Origin of the sequence: Nocardia jiangxiensis NBRC 101359, from assembly GCF_000308615.1 — a bacterium.
GTDB lineage: Bacteria > Actinomycetota > Actinomycetes > Mycobacteriales > Mycobacteriaceae > Nocardia > Nocardia jiangxiensis.
This window is the reverse complement of sequence record NZ_BAGB01000165.1, coordinates 98385-113116: the sequence shown is the minus strand read 5'-3', so window position 1 is coordinate 113116 and position 14732 is coordinate 98385. Positions and strand designations below refer to the sequence as shown.

The window sequence follows — 14732 nt, the reverse complement described above, 5'->3', positions numbered from 1 at the left end:
CCGGCTACCGCGACGAATGGGCCGCAGTGCTCGCGGACGAGGAAATCCTTTCCCGCTTCGTCTCTTTCGTCAACGCGCCGCAGGAGACGGACACGACCATCTCGTTCGACGACACCGGAGAACGCAAAGTACCGGTCCTACTCGGCGTGCCCGGCGTACCGGCACACTGAAAAATCGCGCAACACAAGACTTTCCGACGGAAATCAGCGCCAGCTCGGCAGCATCAGGTGCGCATGCCAGTCGTCCACGCTGATCGGCATCCCGGTCAGAATCGGCCACAGCCACACGAAATTCGCCACCACCGCCGCGAGATACAGGCATACGACCGTCAGACTCAACGTTCGCCGCTCACTGTGCGCCAGGAACCGATCCCCACCGGCCTCGCGCACGATCGGCGCGGGTCCGAGAATGTCCCCGAGCACGAGTGCGACACCCATCGCGAGGAACGGCGCCATCGGAACCGCGTAGAAGAAGTACATCTCGCGATCCAGGTCCAGGAACCACGGCAGGAATCCGGCGCAGTAGCCGACGAGTACTGCGGCATAACGCCAATCGCGACGTGTCACGCTGCGCCAGAGCGCCCAGGCCAGCATCGGCAGCGACACCCACCACAGCACGGGAGTGCCCACCAGCATCACCGCATCGACACAGTACGACTTACCGCAGCCGGCGACACCGCCGTCCTCGTAGTGGTAGAGCATCGGCCGCAGGCCCATCGGCCACGTCCAGGGCTTGGACTCCCAGGGGTGATGGTATCCGGCCGAATTCGTCAGTGCCGTATGAAAATTCAGTGATTCGGCCTGGTTGTGCCACAGCGACCGCAACGCGTCGGGCACCCAGGACCACGGGCCGCCCGAGCCCACCGGATGTTTGCCGGCATACGGGTTGCCGACCGAATACCGGTCGTAACCGTCCTCACTTGCGACCCAGGCTCCGTAGCTGCCCAGGTAGACCAGCAACGGGATGATCACCAGCGCATACAGCGCCGGTCCGATGTCACGCAGTGCGGTACCCCACCATGGCTGCGGCACCCGGTACGCGCGCCGGGCGGCCAGATCGAAACAGACCGACAGCACCCCGAACGCCGCGATGAAATACAGACCCGACCACTTCGTCCCACAAGCCGATCCGAGCAGTACGCCGCCCGCGAACCGCCACCAGCGCACCCCCAGCCGGGGCCCGTACCGACTCGTCGCGATCCGTCCCTCGGCGTCCGCTCGCGCCAGCCGGGCACGCACCTGATCACGATCGACCACCAGACAGCCGAATGCGGCCACCACGAACAGCGCCTGGAAGATGTCCAGCATGCCGATGCGCGACTGCACCATGCTCGTGCCGTCGCAGATCACCAGCAGACCCGCGATACCCCCGATCATGGTCGAGCGCGTCATGCGCCGGGTGATGCGAACGACCAACAGCACCAACAGCGTTCCGAACACCGCCGCACTGATCCGCCACCCCAGCGGGGTGTACCCGAACAGCACCTCCCCCAGCGCGATCATCTGTTTGCCGACCGGCGGATGCACGATGTACCCGTAGGCCGGATTGTCCTCGACCCCGCCGCCGGTGAGCATCTCCCAGCCCTGATGGGCGTAGTACTTCTCGTCGAAAGTCGGTGTGCCGCCGTCGGTCGGATAGCCCAGATTCTGGAATCGGGTGATCGCGGCGATCGCCGTCAGGACCAGCGTGACCATCCATCCGCGCAGCCGATCGGTGGGGCCGGGATCGGGCGAGGGGCGCAGCGGAGCCGGGGTGGACAGGGCCGGGCGCGCGCCACCCACCGGGCGCTCGGTCAACTGGTTCACCGCGCCGATCGTATGCGGTCGCGGCGGCAGCCGTTCGGGCGGCCGTGCCTCACGCCCGAACTGCCTCTGCGGCAACGACTATCGCGGATCCTCGGTGCCCGGCAGCCAGCTGCCGCCGGGCTCGGTCCAGCCCCGCTGCTTGATCATCTTGCGCGCCGCACGCTGATTGCGCCCGATCAGCCGGGACAGATACAGCCGGCCGGCGAGATGGTCGGTCTCGTGTTGCAGGCACCGGGCGAGCAATCCGGTGGTCGCCTCCACCTCGACCGGTGCACCGGAGATGTCCACACCGGTGACCTTCGCCCAACCCGCCCGGCCGGTCGGGAACCACTCGCCCGGCACCGACAGGCAACCCTCCAGATCATCGTCCGGATCCGGCATGGTCTCGGGCAGCTCCGAGGTCTCCAGCACCGGGTTCACCACGTGACCGCGGTGGCGCACTCCGGCATCGACCAGGTCGTAGACGAAGACCGACCGCGCATCACCGATCTGATTCGCGGCCAGACCCGCGCCGTCGGCAGCGGTATTGGTCTCGAACAGATCCTCGACGAACGCGGCGAGCTCGTCGTCGAACTCGGTCACCGGAAGCGCCGGGGTTGCCAATCGGGGATCACCTGCGATGAGAATCGGTCGTATCGCCACTCGGCAGAGAGTACTCAAATCCGAGTAGTTGTGCCAGACTCACAGGGATGAACGAGACCCGGCTGTTCGTCCTGGCGGCTCTGGCCAGACGGGGCCCGATGCACGGCCATCAGATTCGGCGCGACGCGCGGGTGGATCGGGCCGACCTGTGGTCCAGGGTCAAGCCCGGTTCGCTCTACAGCGCCCTGCACCGGATGGAGGACGAGGGTCTGATCCGGCCGATCCGCACCGAACAGGAGGGCGCTCTGCCCGCGCGGACCGTCTACGAGATCACCACGGAGGGCCAGCGCGAACTGCGCGCGCTGCGCGACGAGGCGCTCACCGAGGTCGACATCCGCCCCGACCCGGTCGACCTGGCCCTGGCCGCGGCCGCCGACCTGGACCGCGACCTGCTGCGCGGCTACCTGGAGGACCGGATCACCGCCCTGCGCGCCCGCACCGCCCGAATCGACCACCAACTCGACCGTCAGTGGCCCGACCAGAGCCCGACCGACGACCTCATCGCCGACCATGCCCGCATCCGAATTCAAGCCGAAATAGATTGGCATGAAAAGGTTCTCGACAATATCGATAAACTCATTCCGCCGCGCTGAGGCCGGGATGCACTGGCCAGCGAAGCGGAATCGCACGGGCCCCAGATGATCTCGAAGCACGAGCCGACGATCTGGCCGGTCTGAATCGAAAAGCGCTCCTGCACAATATGGTCAGGAGACCGCAGGGGCCGAATTGTCGAATGCGGAGCGGATGGTGTCGCGGAGCCAGCGTTGGGCCGGGTCGGCGTCCAGACGGGCGTGCCAGGACAGGCGAACGTCGATCTCGGGGAGCGGTACGGCGATGGGGAACCAGCGGATGCCCAAGCTGGTTCCGTACTGCTCGGCCAGGCGTTGCGGGACGAGGCCGAGGTAATGCGTCGAACTGACCAGGAGAGCGGCCACGGGGTAGGTGGGAACGACAGCGGCCACATGACGTTGCAGCCCTCGGGATTCGAGCGCCTCGTCGAGGGGGCCGCGCACGTGGCCGCGACGCGACACCGAGACGTGCGGGTGACGGCACAGTTGCGCGGGAGTCGGGCGGCGATGACGGCCCAGCGGACTGTCGGCGCGAACGATGCCGACGACGCGTTCGCGATACAGCGAGGCGCTGTGGATATCGGGGGCGGTGTTCTCCCCCGCACCGATGTCCAGGTCGATCGAGCCGTCGCGCAGGGCCTCGGTGCTCTCGTTGCCCTCGGCCACGAACCGCAGGATCACCCCGGGCGCGGCTGCGGACGTGGCCTCCACCGCCGTCGCGGCGAGGGTCGCGGCGACACCGTCGTTGATGCGAATCGTGAAGGTGCGCTCGAGTTCCGCGATATTGTCGGCACCCTCGGCGCTGATCAGCGCGGCGGCTTCGTCCAGTAGTGAGCGCACTCGCGGTGCGGTGCGCAACGCGAACGGCGTGGGAGCCATACCGCGACCGGCGCGCACCAGAATCGGATCGTTCATCGCCCGCCGCAGCCGCGCCAATGCCCGGCTCGTGGCCGGGATGGACAGGTGCAGACGCTCGGACGCCGCGAATCGTGGCGGCGGCACTCGAAAAACCCGCTCCCGCCGGAACCGTGCTGCACGCCACCACCGAGACCGGCATCGCGACCCGGGATATCGCCGAGGCCATCGGACGCGGACTCGACCTGCCCGTCGTCTCGATTCCGGCCGAACGCGCCGGTGATCACTTCGGCTGGCTCAGTAAATTCATCGGCATCGATATGGCCGCGTCCAGCACGGCCACCCGTGCGCTGCTGGGCTGGAATCCCGAATATCCGAGGCTGCTCTAGGACCTGGCCAGCGGTCGCTACTTCCACTGATCGACGCTCCTGATTTCACCAGAAGGGAATCACCTTGTCCGACAACAACTCCGAATCGACGATCACCGCTTTCATGTTGGTCGAAACCACTCCCGAATGGCTCGCCCTGACGGTCGAACAGCGGGTGACGCCTTCGAAACCGATATCGTCCCGACCATCCGGAAGCGGGTGAGCGGCGTCCGTTCCCGCTTCTACGACACGGAGTTCTACTCCGCACGGGTCACCGACGTCTGGATCTGGGAAGCCCCCGACCACCACACCTACCAACTCCTGATCGACGCTCTCCGCGAAACCCCTTTCTGGGACCGCTATTTCGAGGTCGTCGACATCCCGGTCGGCGTGGAGAACGGCTACGCCCACAACTACGACATGCCCCCGGTCGCAACCATCAGCACATAGTTAGCGGAACCCGCGGACCGGTGCCCCATTCGAGCCAGGGCACCGGTCTCCACGCTTTTCTGCACGAAAGCTGTTTCCGCAGAGAATATTTCCGGCAAGCAGTTGAGGGAAGCCGCCCGCCAGTGCGGGGGATAACCAAGTGCTGGCCCTTTCCCGGCAGACCGCATAGTCTCGTCCGCATGCGAGCGGTGGTTGTCGGAGCGGGCGTTTCGGGCCTTTCCACGGCGGCGGAGTTGTTACGTGCCGGGCACGAGGTCACGCTCGTCAGCGCCGATCCGATCGCGGCAACCACGTCGTATCTGGCGGCAGCGGTATGGTTTCCCACGGCCGCGGGCCCGCCGGACCAGGTAAATAGCTGGGGTACAGAAACATTCACCCATCTGGAACAACTCGCCGAGGGCAGCACTCCGGGCGTGCGCATGTGCGAATCGTTGGCGCTGTACCGAAAACAACCCGGCCCCGTCGATTGGGCGCATTCGGTCCGAGAATTCCGCCCGGCGCAGGAATCGGAGCTGCCACCCGGTTACGCCGCCGGATTGCGCTTCGCCGTACCGCTGGTGGAAATGCCGATCTTCCTGCCCTGGCTACGCAACCAGGTCAGCGCGGCGGGAGCGCACTGGGTGAGCCGAACGATCGGCGAGCTCGCCGAAATCACCGACCTGACACCGGATGTGGTGATCAATTGCGCCGGTCTGCGCGCCGGTGAACTCGTCGGCGACCCCACTGTCCACCCCATCCGCGGACAGATCGTCCGAGTCACCAACCCGGGTCTATCGAGGTCGGTGCGCGACGAAGCCCATCCCCTCGGCCGCGCCTACGCCCACCCCCGCGCCACCGACTGCATCCTCGGCGGCACCCTGGAACCCCACCAGTGGGACACCACCCCGAACCCCGAACTGACACAGTCGATCCTGCGCCGCTGCCGAGACATCGCACCACAACTCGACGACTGCGAGATCATCGAGACCCTGGTCGGCCTACGCCCCGGCCGCCCGAACGTCCGCCTCGAACTCGACCACACCACCCTCCCCGACACCCCCGTCGTCCACAACTACGGCCACGGCGGCGCAGGCATAACCATCGGCTACGGCTGTGCCCGCGAGGTGGCCGAACTCGTTGCCGCCCTTTGAATGTCGGACGGCTACGACCGGGGTTCGGTCAGGAGACCCGGGAACGGGTGTAGGTGAAGCGGGTGTCCACCGTGACGATGTCGGCGAGGGTCAGTAGTGCCGCCGGAACCTCCTCGGGGGTGAGGAAGTGGTCCAGGCTCGGGACGAAGACCGCGGTGGCGCCGATTCGGCCCACGACGTTGCACAGGCGCTGGTGCGGTTCGTCGGTCTGGTTCGAGAAGGCGACGATACGCGACAGGTCGTAGCCGAATCGTCGTGCGAGAGATCGGATCTGTTCCTCGTCCCACGGCTGCCGGGTGCCGGACACGTCCCTGCGTAGGTACCCGATCGCTACCGGTCGGGTCATCGGCACGCCCGCCCCTCGACGTCGTCACCGGACGGTCTGGACAGCCACTCTCTCCCCGCGGCCACGAACAGTTGCACGACCTCCGCCGGTAGCAGATCCGCCGTCACTCCGGATGCGAGGTGCGGACACATGTGCTGACCTGAAAACCGTTGTGGCAATTCGTACATCGCAACCTTCGCTCTCGTGCAGGGCCTGGGTTGAAGGCACCCCGACCACGCATGACGAGACAGACCTCTAAAGGCCGGGGAGCCTGTTCCATGTTGCCGATCTCCGATGGCGCATTCAAGGCGTTTCTATGATGCGTTCATGCGACGCGAACGACTCATCGACGCTCGAAAAGCCGTCGGGCTCAACCAAGAACAGATTGCCGACATGGTCGGCGTGGACCGGACCACCATCGGGAAATGGGAGCGCGGCGACTCCACCCCGCAGCCCAACCAGCGTGGCACATACGCCGAGGCCCTGGGTGTGGAACTGCAAGAGCTCAACGCGATGCTGACCAGTATGCCGCAGGGCGACGGCGAGATGCCCGCCTGGTTGAGCACCTATCTCGGTATGGAGCAGTCCGCGACCAGGATCGCCTCCTACGAACCGCGATGCGTTTACGGGCTGCTGCAGACCCCGGCCTATGTCGAGGACATCGTCAGCCACGTCAGCTACAACGGCGTGTCCGAGGCGTATATCGCCCGCACCGTCGAGACCCGGCTGATCCGGCAGAAGCGGGTGCGCTCCGGCGAGGTGGAACTGAGTCTCGTCCAGCCCGAGTCGGCACTGCGCTTGCGAATCGGCACACCCGAGGTCATGGCGGAACAACTTTCGACCATGGTGGAACTGTCCCGGCTGCCCAATGTCACGCTCCGGATCACCCGGTACGAGGCCGGGCAGTACGAGGCGCGCCGGTTGGGCGCATTCTGCATCATGTCCCACCCCTGGGGTACGCCGCAGGTTCACATCGAAGGCTACGGAGGAGGACGCTTCATCACCGACGCCGAGGAGGTTCAGTACTTTCAAGGTGTGTACGAGCATGCCGCGAATCGAATCGCCCTGTCCCCCAGTGAATCCCGGAAGTTCATCACTGGCCTGGCAAAGGAATGGAGCAATAGACGATGAACAACACCGATCCGACCTGGCGCGTATCGACCTTCTCGGACAACGGCACCTGCGTCGAGGTGGCCGTGGCCCCCGACGGCGGTGCCCTGGTACGCAATTCGAACGCGCGTGAGGCCGGGACACTCGCGTTCACCCAGGCAGAGATGGCCGCATGGATCAAGGGCATCAAAGCGGGCGAATTCGACGACTGGACATAGCTTCCCCCGCGAGTGGGTGCGCCCCGGCTCGCCGGGGCACAACCGGGCACCGGAATCCGGCGCGCCACCGTGGCCCACCTCACATCAACCTCGGTGTGCAGGAAGCTCATTCACCCGATGGCGACCACACAGCAAGCAGAATTCGACGGCCCGCCGAATGGCGCTCGTTCCGCCGGGCCGCCGACGAACCATTCCCGAACGCGAATTGCGCTCAGTCGGTGACCTCTTCGAGTTTGCCGGTGCCGACGTCGAAGACGAATCCGCGCAGCGACGAGGTCTTGGTAATGAACGGACTGGTCTGAATTCGCCGAAGCGATTGCCGCACATCCTCGTTCAGATCACCGAAGGCTTCGGCGGCCCAGCCCGGTTTGATGCCGGTCTCCTCCTGGATGCCGCGCTTGAAGTCATCGTCGGTGAAAGTCAGCATGCCGCAGTCGGTGTGGTGGATGAGGATGATCTCGGTGGTGCCCAGCAGCCGCTGACTGATTGCCAGGGAACGAATCTCGTCGTCGGTCACCACCCCGCCCGCATTTCGGATCACATGCGCCTCCCCCTCACCCAGGCCCAGAATCCGGTACACGTCCAGGCGGGCATCCATACACGCGACCACCGCCACATGCTTGCTCGGCGGCAACGGAAGCGGCCCGCTGAATTGCGCCGCGTAACGCGTGTTGTTGTCCAGAAGCTCATCGGTCACTGTCATGCGGAAAGACCTCCGATCAGAAGACGTCTCGATATGCGAATGTTCGCATCCATTGTCTCGGGTCACCCCCGGAACAACGATGGATAGAAACACCCCGAATCGAACTCTGGCGCGTCGCCCGCACCGCTTCCGCCCACACACCCACGATACCGCGAGGAAGTGTGATCGGGCACGTCAGCGGTCCGGGGTGTGACACGCACTGCATGCCCGTAACGGGGCGGGGTCCAGAAAACATACTTGTCCGTGTGGAGCTGGACGGGAATGATTCGCAGCAGCGTGGTCGCGCGACCGCGCGCGCTCGCGGCCCCCGGGGGGAACCGATGACGCCGAATTCCGAACGCACCGCACGAGCCCCGCAGTGGCGACGGCTGGCCGGACTGGCCGCCGGAATCGCGATGCTGGCCGGGGCCGGGCTCACCGCCGCCTGCGACGCGACGAGCACCGCGGAACCGCTCGCGCAGCCGGTCTGGCTGTGTCGGCCGGGGATGGCGAACAATCCCTGCAATCAGGACCGGCTCGGATCACCGCAGACACCGGGCCGGACGTTCACGGTCGGGCGTCCGCAATCACGCACCCGCACCGATCTGGACAGTACGGTCCTCGCGCGGGACGGCAGCACCACGGTCGAGCAGCTCCCCGCCCCGGACCGCCCGCCGGTGGACTGCTTCTACGTGTATCCGACCGTCGATCCGGTGGCGAATCCGCTGAATCAGAACGGGCATCAGCCGCCGAAGCCGACCGATATCGAGATCAATACGACCGTGGCGCAGGTGGGGCGCCTGATCAGCGGCTGCCGCATGTTCGTGCCGAACTATCGGCAGCTGCCGATGCGCCAGGTATTCGGCGGGAAGGGCGGTACCCTCGACTTCTCCCGCGGGGCCCGGGACGTCGAACAGGCGTGGGATCAGTACTGGGCGCACGACAACATCGATCCGATCACCGGGCGTCATCGCGGGGTGCTGCTACTGGGCCACTCGCAGGGCAGCTACGACCTGCAGACCCTGATTCAGCAGCGCATCGAGGGGAATCAGCAGATGCGTTCGCATCTGATCAGCGCGATGCTGCTCGGCGCGAATGTGATCCTGCCGATCGGCCAGGACCGCGGTGGGAACGATACCGAGGCAACTTTCCGGAACCTGCCGGTCTGCACCCGCAGCGGAGCGAGCGCGCCGCTGCCGACGGGTTGCGTGGTGGCGTTCTCGACCTATCGTCAATCTCCCGGAAAGCTGCTGCCCACCAGCGCCCGATTCGGCCGGACCGACCGCACCCACCAGGTCGCCTGCGTGAACCCCGCGGCGCTGCTCGAGGGCTCGCCGGCGGGTTCGACGACCCCGGTGACCGCCGAGATGCCCACCATGTCGGTGACCCAGCACCGCACCGGACGCCCCTTCGGCACCGGATTCGTTCGTTATCCCGGGGCGCTGACCGCGGAGTGCACCGGCGGCATGGACGCCGACGGCACCGCGCACTGGCTGCAGATCGGCGGCGAGGTCGAACTCGCCCGCCCGACCACCGGATCCGGTCTGGGCCTGCACATGGACGACTGGCAGTTCGCACAGGACGAGCTGGACGCACTGGCGGCGGCCCAGAGCAAGGCGTGGCTGGCGACCCACACCGGCCCGCACGTGTAGTTCGATTTGGCTGCGGCACAGGCGATTCCGTACCGCGATCGAACTCATCAGGCGAGCGTCTCCCACTCGAATCCGTCCGGATCGGTGAACGTCCCGAGCCCGCCGCCGAAGACCACCCGATGCGATCCGGTGCCTTCCGGGGCCACCCCCGCATCCTTGGCGGCCGCACGCCGCCCGTAGAGGGCCAGCTTGACCGATGCCGCCGGGGCGGCGAACTCGACGTACTTGCTGCCGAAACTCTTCGCTACCGTCAGGCCGCGCTCGATATAGAACTGCTTGGTCGCCTTCACGTCCTCGACGCCGAGCAGGACGACGAAATCGTCCACCGTGCGGGTGGCGCCGGAATCCTTCTTCGAGGAGGTGGCGATCTTCCAGAGCGTCCCGTCCGGAGCCTGCAGAACCCCGCCGTAACCCCAGAAACTCTTCTTGGCCGGTTTCACCGTCGTCGCTCCGGCCGCGAGCGCGGACTCGAAGAAACTGTCCACGGTACTCGGCCCGGGGACCACCAGCGAGAGGGTGAAACCACGGAAACCGCTGGTCGGCGCATCGCCTGCGCGCACCTGAAGTCGGGCGCCGAGGCCGAAGGCGGCCTCGTTGAACGCCGCGGCGGCCTGCGGATCGGGCGTGGTGAGAATGACGGATTCGATACCGGTCGTGTTCTTGGTGATGTTCATGTCCATGACGTTATTCGCGAGCCGGTGACCAGTGCTTCTCGATTCCTGACCGGTCCGCGGGAAGCGGTGGCGGCGTCGCGGGGCGCGCTGACCCGGGACGACTGCCGGCGACCACGGGTTAGCATCCAGCCTGTGCCGAGCATGCCGCAATTCCCGTTCCGAGGTCTCCGACGGACCGTCCACGCCACCCGTCCGCGGATTCCGGTGCCGACCGCGCGGGCCATCGTCGACTGCGCGGTCTACCGGGACGGACATCGGCTGCCGGGCCGGTTCACCCATGCCGCGGCCCTGGAGAACGTGCGGGACAAGGGGACCGGATTCGTGTGGGTCGGCCTGCACGAACCCGACGCCGAGCAGATGGCCGATGTGGCGCGGATCTTCGGACTGCACGAACTGGCCGCCGAGGACGCGGTGCAGGCACGCAACCGGCCCAAACTCGAACGCTACGACGACGTGCTGATCCTGATCCTGCGCACAGTCAAGTACGTCGAACACGACCGCAACGCGGTCAGCGAGATCGTGGAGACCGGCGAGATCATGGTTTTCCTCGGACCCGATTTCGTGATCACGGTCCGGCACGGCGAGCACACCGGACTGGCCGGGGTGCGGCACGATCTCGAAGCGATGCCCGAGCGGCTGGCGCTGGGACCGAGCACCGTGCTGCACGCGGTCGCCGATCACGTCGTGGACTCCTATGTGCTGGTGACCGGGGAAATCGAGGACGATGTGGAGGAGATGGAGGAGGAGGTCTTCAGCCCGCGCAGCCGCCTCACCATCGAGGCCAGCTATCAGCTCAAACGCGAGGTGGTGGAGTTGCGTCGCGCGGTCGCCCCGCTGGCGCTGCCGCTGCAACTGCTCAGCCACGAGACGAATCTGCCGCTGCCCAAGGAGATTCGGCGCTATTTCCGGGACGTGGCCGATCATCACACCGCCGCGGTGGACCGCATCCGGGACTTCGACGAATCGCTGAGCGCGTTGATCAACGCCGCGCTGGCGAAGGTGAGCGTGCAGCAGAACACCGATATGCGCAAGATCTCGGCCTGGGCGGCGATCGCGGCCGTGCCGACCATGATCGCCGGAATCTACGGCATGAACTTCGAGCACATGCCCGAATTGCATTGGGTCTGGGGCTATCCGGCGGTGGTCGGGATCATCCTGATCATCTGCACCGGATTGTTCGTCACCTTCCGGCGCAACAACTGGCTGTGAGCACCGGGAGATTTCGATGACCGAACCCCGCCCGGCCGCGCGGCGCTCGGACGCCGAACGCAATCGCGCGCGCATCCTGGCCGTCGCCCGCGACGCGCTGTCCACCTCCGGTGATGTCAGCCTGCACGCCATCGCCAAGCGGGCGGGCGTCGGACAGGGCACGCTGTACCGGCATTTCCCGACCCGGGAGGCGCTGGTGCTCGCGGTCTATCGGCAGGACGTGGGTGAGCTGGTCGACGCCGCGGACGCATTGCTCAGCGAATATGAACCGTGGGATGCGTTGTGCCACTGGCTCGATCGCCTCGCCGACTTCGGCCGGGTCAAGCACGGCCTGGCCGGCGTCCTGCAGACCGCCACCCGCTCCGCGCTCTCGGACGAGCACTACCAGCCGGTCGTCGACGTGATCGACCGGCTGCTGCGCGCCTGCCGGGCAGCCGGGCGGGTGCGGCCGGACATCGAGGCCGAGGAACTGCTGCTCCTGGTGGGTTTCCTGTGGCAGAGCGAGCAGGACGCCGCCTGGGAGCAGCGCTCCCGGCGCATGCTGAGTGTGGTGTTGGACGGCCTGAGCACCCTGGGGTGAGGTTGCGACCACCCTCGGAGCGCGGGAGTCATCACGAGGGGTGCTGTCGAAGGGGCGTCCTGGCGGGGAGATTGGAGATACGAACTCCGATGCAACCCAGACCCGAAGGCTGCTGCTGCGCTGGGTGCGCAATCCGGTCGCCCTGCTGGAGACGCTGATCATCCCGTGTCTGCTGCTGCTCATGCTGGACACCGTGATCGGCGACCAGATCCGCCGATTCACCGGCACCGACGCCCTGGACGGTTCGGTGCCGCTGGCCGCCGTCGTCGGTGCGCTGTCCGGGGCGGTGGCGAGCGGAATTCTGCTCGGGCGCGAACGGGACGCGGGACTGCTGGCCAGGTTCTGGGTGCTGCCGGTCCATCGCGCCTCCGGCCTGGCCTCGCGGATCCTGGCCGAAGGCTGCCGCATCCTCGCCGGAACGCTGGCGATCGTCCTGGTCGGCTACGCACTCGGCTTCCGGTTCCGCGAAGGCGTCTGGGCCGCAATCGGATTCGTGTGCGTCCCGGTGCTGTTCGGGGTGGCCTTCGCGCCGGTTGTCACCGCCGTGGCGGTCTTCACCGCGAAATCCGCGCTGGTGGAGGGCATTACGATCCTCACCTCGCTGATGATGTTCTTCAGCACCGGATTCGTGCCGCTCCAGGCGTATCCGCAGTGGATCCGGCCGGTGGTGCACGATCAGCCGATGTCGACGGCGGTCGACACCATGCACGCGCTGGCCGCGGGCGGACCGCTGGCCCGGCCGCTGATCTGGTCCCTGGGCGTGATCGTCGTCTTCGCCGTCCCCGCGGCGCTGGGCTACCGCCGCGCGAGCCGCCGCTGACGCCTCGCGAGATCAATTGCCGCGGTGCAGAATTCCGGTCATATTGGTGACCAGGCCGTTGGTATAGGTGAGGGTGCCGTCCGAATTGCGTTCGAGCGTGGTGATCACACCCAATCGGGCACACGTCTTTCCGGGCAGTCCGTTCTCGACAGGCTTGTTGCGCAAGGTGATTCGCGCGGGTCCGGCGAAGGTCAATATCTGCTTGCGACTGCACGTGCCCTGTTTGGCGCGGCCAGTGGTGACGGCGGTGCCGATCTCCTGACCGACCTTGCCGGATTGCAGGGTCACCACGACGTCGAAGGCGCCCGCGCCATCGGTCGCGCTGCCCTTCCAGGTGCCGACGTAGATGGCCGGAAGCGGTGCGCCCGCGGCGGCCCCGGGTGACCCGCCGGCCGCGGTGCCGGGATGCGCCGTGCCCGGATGCTCGGCGCCCGGATTCTTGGGCGCGGGATCGGCGGTGGCAACCGCGGCCTGTCCGGTGTGTCCCCCGGACCCGCTGTCGGTGACGGCGACGCCGATCGCCCCGGCCCCGAGCAGCGCCAGCACGGCTACGCCCCCGATGATCAGCGGACGCCGCCCGCGCCGCAGCCGCGGCATCGCGCGAGTATGCGGCCGCTCGATCTGCGGAACCGAGGAGGTCGCGGTGCGCTGCTCACCCGAGACGGGCCCGGTGCTGACGGCTGTGCGGACAGGAGCGCTCCGATGCGGCGTGGCTGCCTCCAGATCCGCCAATTCGGCTGCGCGACGATGGATCTCGGCCAGAATCGGGGCGGGCAGCCACCGGTCCGGTCCGGGCGGATGCAGCGCGGCGAGTTGCCGGGCGATCTGCGCCGGGGTCGGCCGATCGTCGGGATCCTTGGCCAGACAGGCCGCCGCCGGCCCGCGCAGACTCTCCGGCACACCGTCCAGCCGCGCTTCCTCGTTGATCACCCGCCACAGCATGGAGATCGTGTCGCCGGTGCCGAACGGCGCGACGCCGGTGGCCGCGTAGACGAGCACGCCGCCGAGCGCGAAGACGTCGCCCGGCGGTCCCGCGACTCCGCCGGTGATCTGCTCCGGGGACATGTAACCGGGCGAGCCGATGATCTTGCCCGTCGTGGTGAGCGCGGTCTCGTCGGCGGTCGCCCGTGCGATACCGAAATCGATCACCCGCGGACCGTCCTGCGCCATCAGCACATTCGACGGCTTCAGATCGCGATGCACCATCCCGGTGGCATGCACATCGATCAGCGCACGCGCCAGTCCCGCGGCCAGGGCGATCAGCGAGGGTTCGGGCAGCGGGCCGAAGCCCTCGATCGCATCGGTGAGCGACGGGCCCGAGACGTATCCGGTGGCCAGCCACGGCCGCGGACCGTCGACGTCGGCGTCGTAGACCGGCACGGTGTGCGGCCCCGCGACGCGCCGGGCCGCGGCCACCTCGCGCCGGAACCGGGTCCGGAAGGTGTTGTCACCGGCCAGATCCGGACGCACCACCTTGACCGCGACGGTATGTCCACCGCTGTCGCGACCGAGGTAGACGCAGCCCATCCCGCCCGCGCCGAGAATGCCCAGCAGCCGGTACGGGCCCAGGGTCTCCGGATCGCCGACGCCCAGCGGGCGGGTCGGGACGCGCGACCGGCGCGTTGCGACCGTCTCACTCATCG

Annotated in this window: 16 protein-coding genes and 1 pseudogene; 10 read left to right on the top strand and 7 right to left on the bottom strand. The window is 67.2% G+C overall.

The annotated features are described in order from the left end of the window. Positions 1-203: 203 nt before the first annotated feature. On the bottom strand, positions 204-1805 hold the full coding sequence (locus tag ON40_RS40285; RefSeq protein WP_245568203.1) for a dolichyl-phosphate-mannose--protein mannosyltransferase: 1602 nt from the start codon (positions 1803-1805) through the stop codon (positions 204-206). Positions 1806-1883: 78 nt separating this feature from the next. Continuing rightward, complete coding sequence (locus tag ON40_RS40280) at positions 1884-2447, bottom strand: peptide deformylase (protein WP_040830791.1); 564 nt, start codon at positions 2445-2447, stop codon at positions 1884-1886. A gap of 47 nt (positions 2448-2494) precedes the next feature. Here ON40_RS40280 and ON40_RS40275 point away from each other — a divergent pair, with 47 nt between their 5' ends. After that, positions 2495-3040, top strand: coding sequence for a PadR family transcriptional regulator (locus ON40_RS40275; protein ID WP_040830790.1), 546 nt, complete (start codon positions 2495-2497; stop codon positions 3038-3040). A gap of 111 nt (positions 3041-3151) precedes the next feature. Here ON40_RS40275 and ON40_RS40270 read toward each other — a convergent pair whose 3' ends face one another. Further along, positions 3152-4018, bottom strand: coding sequence for a LysR family transcriptional regulator (locus tag ON40_RS40270; RefSeq protein ID WP_051194341.1), 867 nt, complete (start codon positions 4016-4018; stop codon positions 3152-3154). Between ON40_RS40270 and ON40_RS40265 the strand changes: the two genes are divergently transcribed. From ON40_RS40265 to ON40_RS40255, 3 genes and pseudogenes are all read left to right on the top strand, one after another. After that, positions 4006-4260: a Rossmann-fold NAD(P)-binding domain-containing protein gene (locus ON40_RS40265; protein ID WP_157186752.1), complete on the top strand. Its 255-nt coding sequence runs from the start codon at positions 4006-4008 to the stop codon at positions 4258-4260. The genes ON40_RS40270 and ON40_RS40265 overlap by 13 nt on opposite strands. Positions 4261-4363: 103 nt before the next feature. Next, positions 4364-4689: pseudogene (locus ON40_RS40260) on the top strand (darcynin family protein). A gap of 179 nt (positions 4690-4868) precedes the next feature. Continuing rightward, positions 4869-5819, top strand: a complete 951-nt coding sequence (locus ON40_RS40255; protein ID WP_040830789.1) for an FAD-dependent oxidoreductase — start codon at positions 4869-4871, stop codon at positions 5817-5819. A gap of 28 nt (positions 5820-5847) precedes the next feature. Here ON40_RS40255 and ON40_RS40250 read toward each other — a convergent pair whose 3' ends face one another. Next, positions 5848-6165, bottom strand: a complete 318-nt coding sequence (locus ON40_RS40250) for a hypothetical protein (RefSeq protein WP_040830788.1) — start codon at positions 6163-6165, stop codon at positions 5848-5850. A 306-nt stretch (positions 6166-6471) separates the two neighbouring features. Between ON40_RS40250 and ON40_RS40245 the strand changes: the two genes are divergently transcribed. Both ON40_RS40245 and ON40_RS40240 read left to right on the top strand, forming a co-directional pair. Then, on the top strand, positions 6472-7275 hold the full coding sequence (locus ON40_RS40245) for a helix-turn-helix domain-containing protein (protein WP_040830787.1): 804 nt from the start codon (positions 6472-6474) through the stop codon (positions 7273-7275). After that, positions 7272-7472: a DUF397 domain-containing protein gene (locus ON40_RS40240; protein ID WP_040830786.1), complete on the top strand. Its 201-nt coding sequence runs from the start codon at positions 7272-7274 to the stop codon at positions 7470-7472. The genes ON40_RS40245 and ON40_RS40240 overlap by 4 nt, the downstream gene beginning before the upstream one ends. A gap of 211 nt (positions 7473-7683) precedes the next feature. Here ON40_RS40240 and ON40_RS40235 read toward each other — a convergent pair whose 3' ends face one another. Continuing rightward, on the bottom strand, positions 7684-8175 hold the full coding sequence (locus ON40_RS40235; RefSeq protein WP_040830785.1) for a beta-class carbonic anhydrase: 492 nt from the start codon (positions 8173-8175) through the stop codon (positions 7684-7686). 320 nt (positions 8176-8495) lie between these two features. Here ON40_RS40235 and ON40_RS40230 point away from each other — a divergent pair, with 320 nt between their 5' ends. Next, the gene (locus ON40_RS40230) at positions 8496-9806 is read left to right on the top strand and encodes a DUF3089 domain-containing protein (RefSeq protein ID WP_157186751.1); all 1311 of its coding nucleotides are present in this window, start codon (positions 8496-8498) and stop codon (positions 9804-9806) included. 47 nt (positions 9807-9853) lie between these two features. Here ON40_RS40230 and ON40_RS40225 read toward each other — a convergent pair whose 3' ends face one another. Further along, complete coding sequence (locus ON40_RS40225) at positions 9854-10480, bottom strand: VOC family protein (protein WP_040830834.1); 627 nt, start codon at positions 10478-10480, stop codon at positions 9854-9856. A 141-nt stretch (positions 10481-10621) separates the two neighbouring features. Between ON40_RS40225 and ON40_RS40220 the strand changes: the two genes are divergently transcribed. The 3 genes from ON40_RS40220 to ON40_RS40210 are packed head-to-tail and all read left to right on the top strand — an operon-like array spanning position 10622 to position 13089. Continuing rightward, complete coding sequence (locus ON40_RS40220) at positions 10622-11689, top strand: magnesium and cobalt transport protein CorA (RefSeq protein WP_040830783.1); 1068 nt, start codon at positions 10622-10624, stop codon at positions 11687-11689. A 16-nt stretch (positions 11690-11705) separates the two neighbouring features. After that, positions 11706-12269 carry a TetR/AcrR family transcriptional regulator gene (locus ON40_RS40215; RefSeq protein ID WP_040830782.1) on the top strand — a complete coding sequence of 188 codons (564 nt, stop codon included), beginning with the start codon at positions 11706-11708 and terminating at the stop codon, positions 12267-12269. 40 nt (positions 12270-12309) lie between these two features. Further along, positions 12310-13089: an ABC transporter permease gene (locus ON40_RS40210; RefSeq protein ID WP_051194339.1), complete on the top strand. Its 780-nt coding sequence runs from the start codon at positions 12310-12312 to the stop codon at positions 13087-13089. A gap of 12 nt (positions 13090-13101) precedes the next feature. Here ON40_RS40210 and ON40_RS40205 read toward each other — a convergent pair whose 3' ends face one another. Beyond that, the gene (locus ON40_RS40205) at positions 13102-14730 is read right to left on the bottom strand and encodes a serine/threonine-protein kinase (protein ID WP_063713200.1); all 1629 of its coding nucleotides are present in this window, start codon (positions 14728-14730) and stop codon (positions 13102-13104) included. Between the last annotated feature and the right edge of the window lie 2 nt (positions 14731-14732).

Excerpts from the sequence above, each read along its gene's own strand:
- ON40_RS40275 (WP_040830790.1), top strand. The coding sequence starts at position 2,495 with ATGAACGAGACCCGGCTGTTCGTCCTGGCGGCTCTGGCCAGACGGGGC.
- ON40_RS40255 (WP_040830789.1), top strand. The coding sequence starts at position 4,869 with ATGCGAGCGGTGGTTGTCGGAGCGGGCGTTTCGGGCCTTTCCACGGCG.
- ON40_RS40250 (WP_040830788.1), bottom strand. The coding sequence starts at position 6,165 with ATGACCCGACCGGTAGCGATCGGGTACCTACGCAGGGACGTGTCCGGC.
- ON40_RS40245 (WP_040830787.1), top strand. The coding sequence starts at position 6,472 with ATGCGACGCGAACGACTCATCGACGCTCGAAAAGCCGTCGGGCTCAAC.
- ON40_RS40240 (WP_040830786.1), top strand. The coding sequence starts at position 7,272 with ATGAACAACACCGATCCGACCTGGCGCGTATCGACCTTCTCGGACAAC.
- ON40_RS40235 (WP_040830785.1), bottom strand. The coding sequence starts at position 8,175 with ATGACAGTGACCGATGAGCTTCTGGACAACAACACGCGTTACGCGGCG.
- ON40_RS40230 (WP_157186751.1), top strand. The coding sequence starts at position 8,496 with ATGACGCCGAATTCCGAACGCACCGCACGAGCCCCGCAGTGGCGACGG.
- ON40_RS40225 (WP_040830834.1), bottom strand. The coding sequence starts at position 10,480 with ATGAACATCACCAAGAACACGACCGGTATCGAATCCGTCATTCTCACC.
- ON40_RS40220 (WP_040830783.1), top strand. The coding sequence starts at position 10,622 with ATGCCGCAATTCCCGTTCCGAGGTCTCCGACGGACCGTCCACGCCACC.
- ON40_RS40215 (WP_040830782.1), top strand. The coding sequence starts at position 11,706 with ATGACCGAACCCCGCCCGGCCGCGCGGCGCTCGGACGCCGAACGCAAT.
- ON40_RS40205 (WP_063713200.1), bottom strand. The coding sequence starts at position 14,730 with ATGAGTGAGACGGTCGCAACGCGCCGGTCGCGCGTCCCGACCCGCCCG.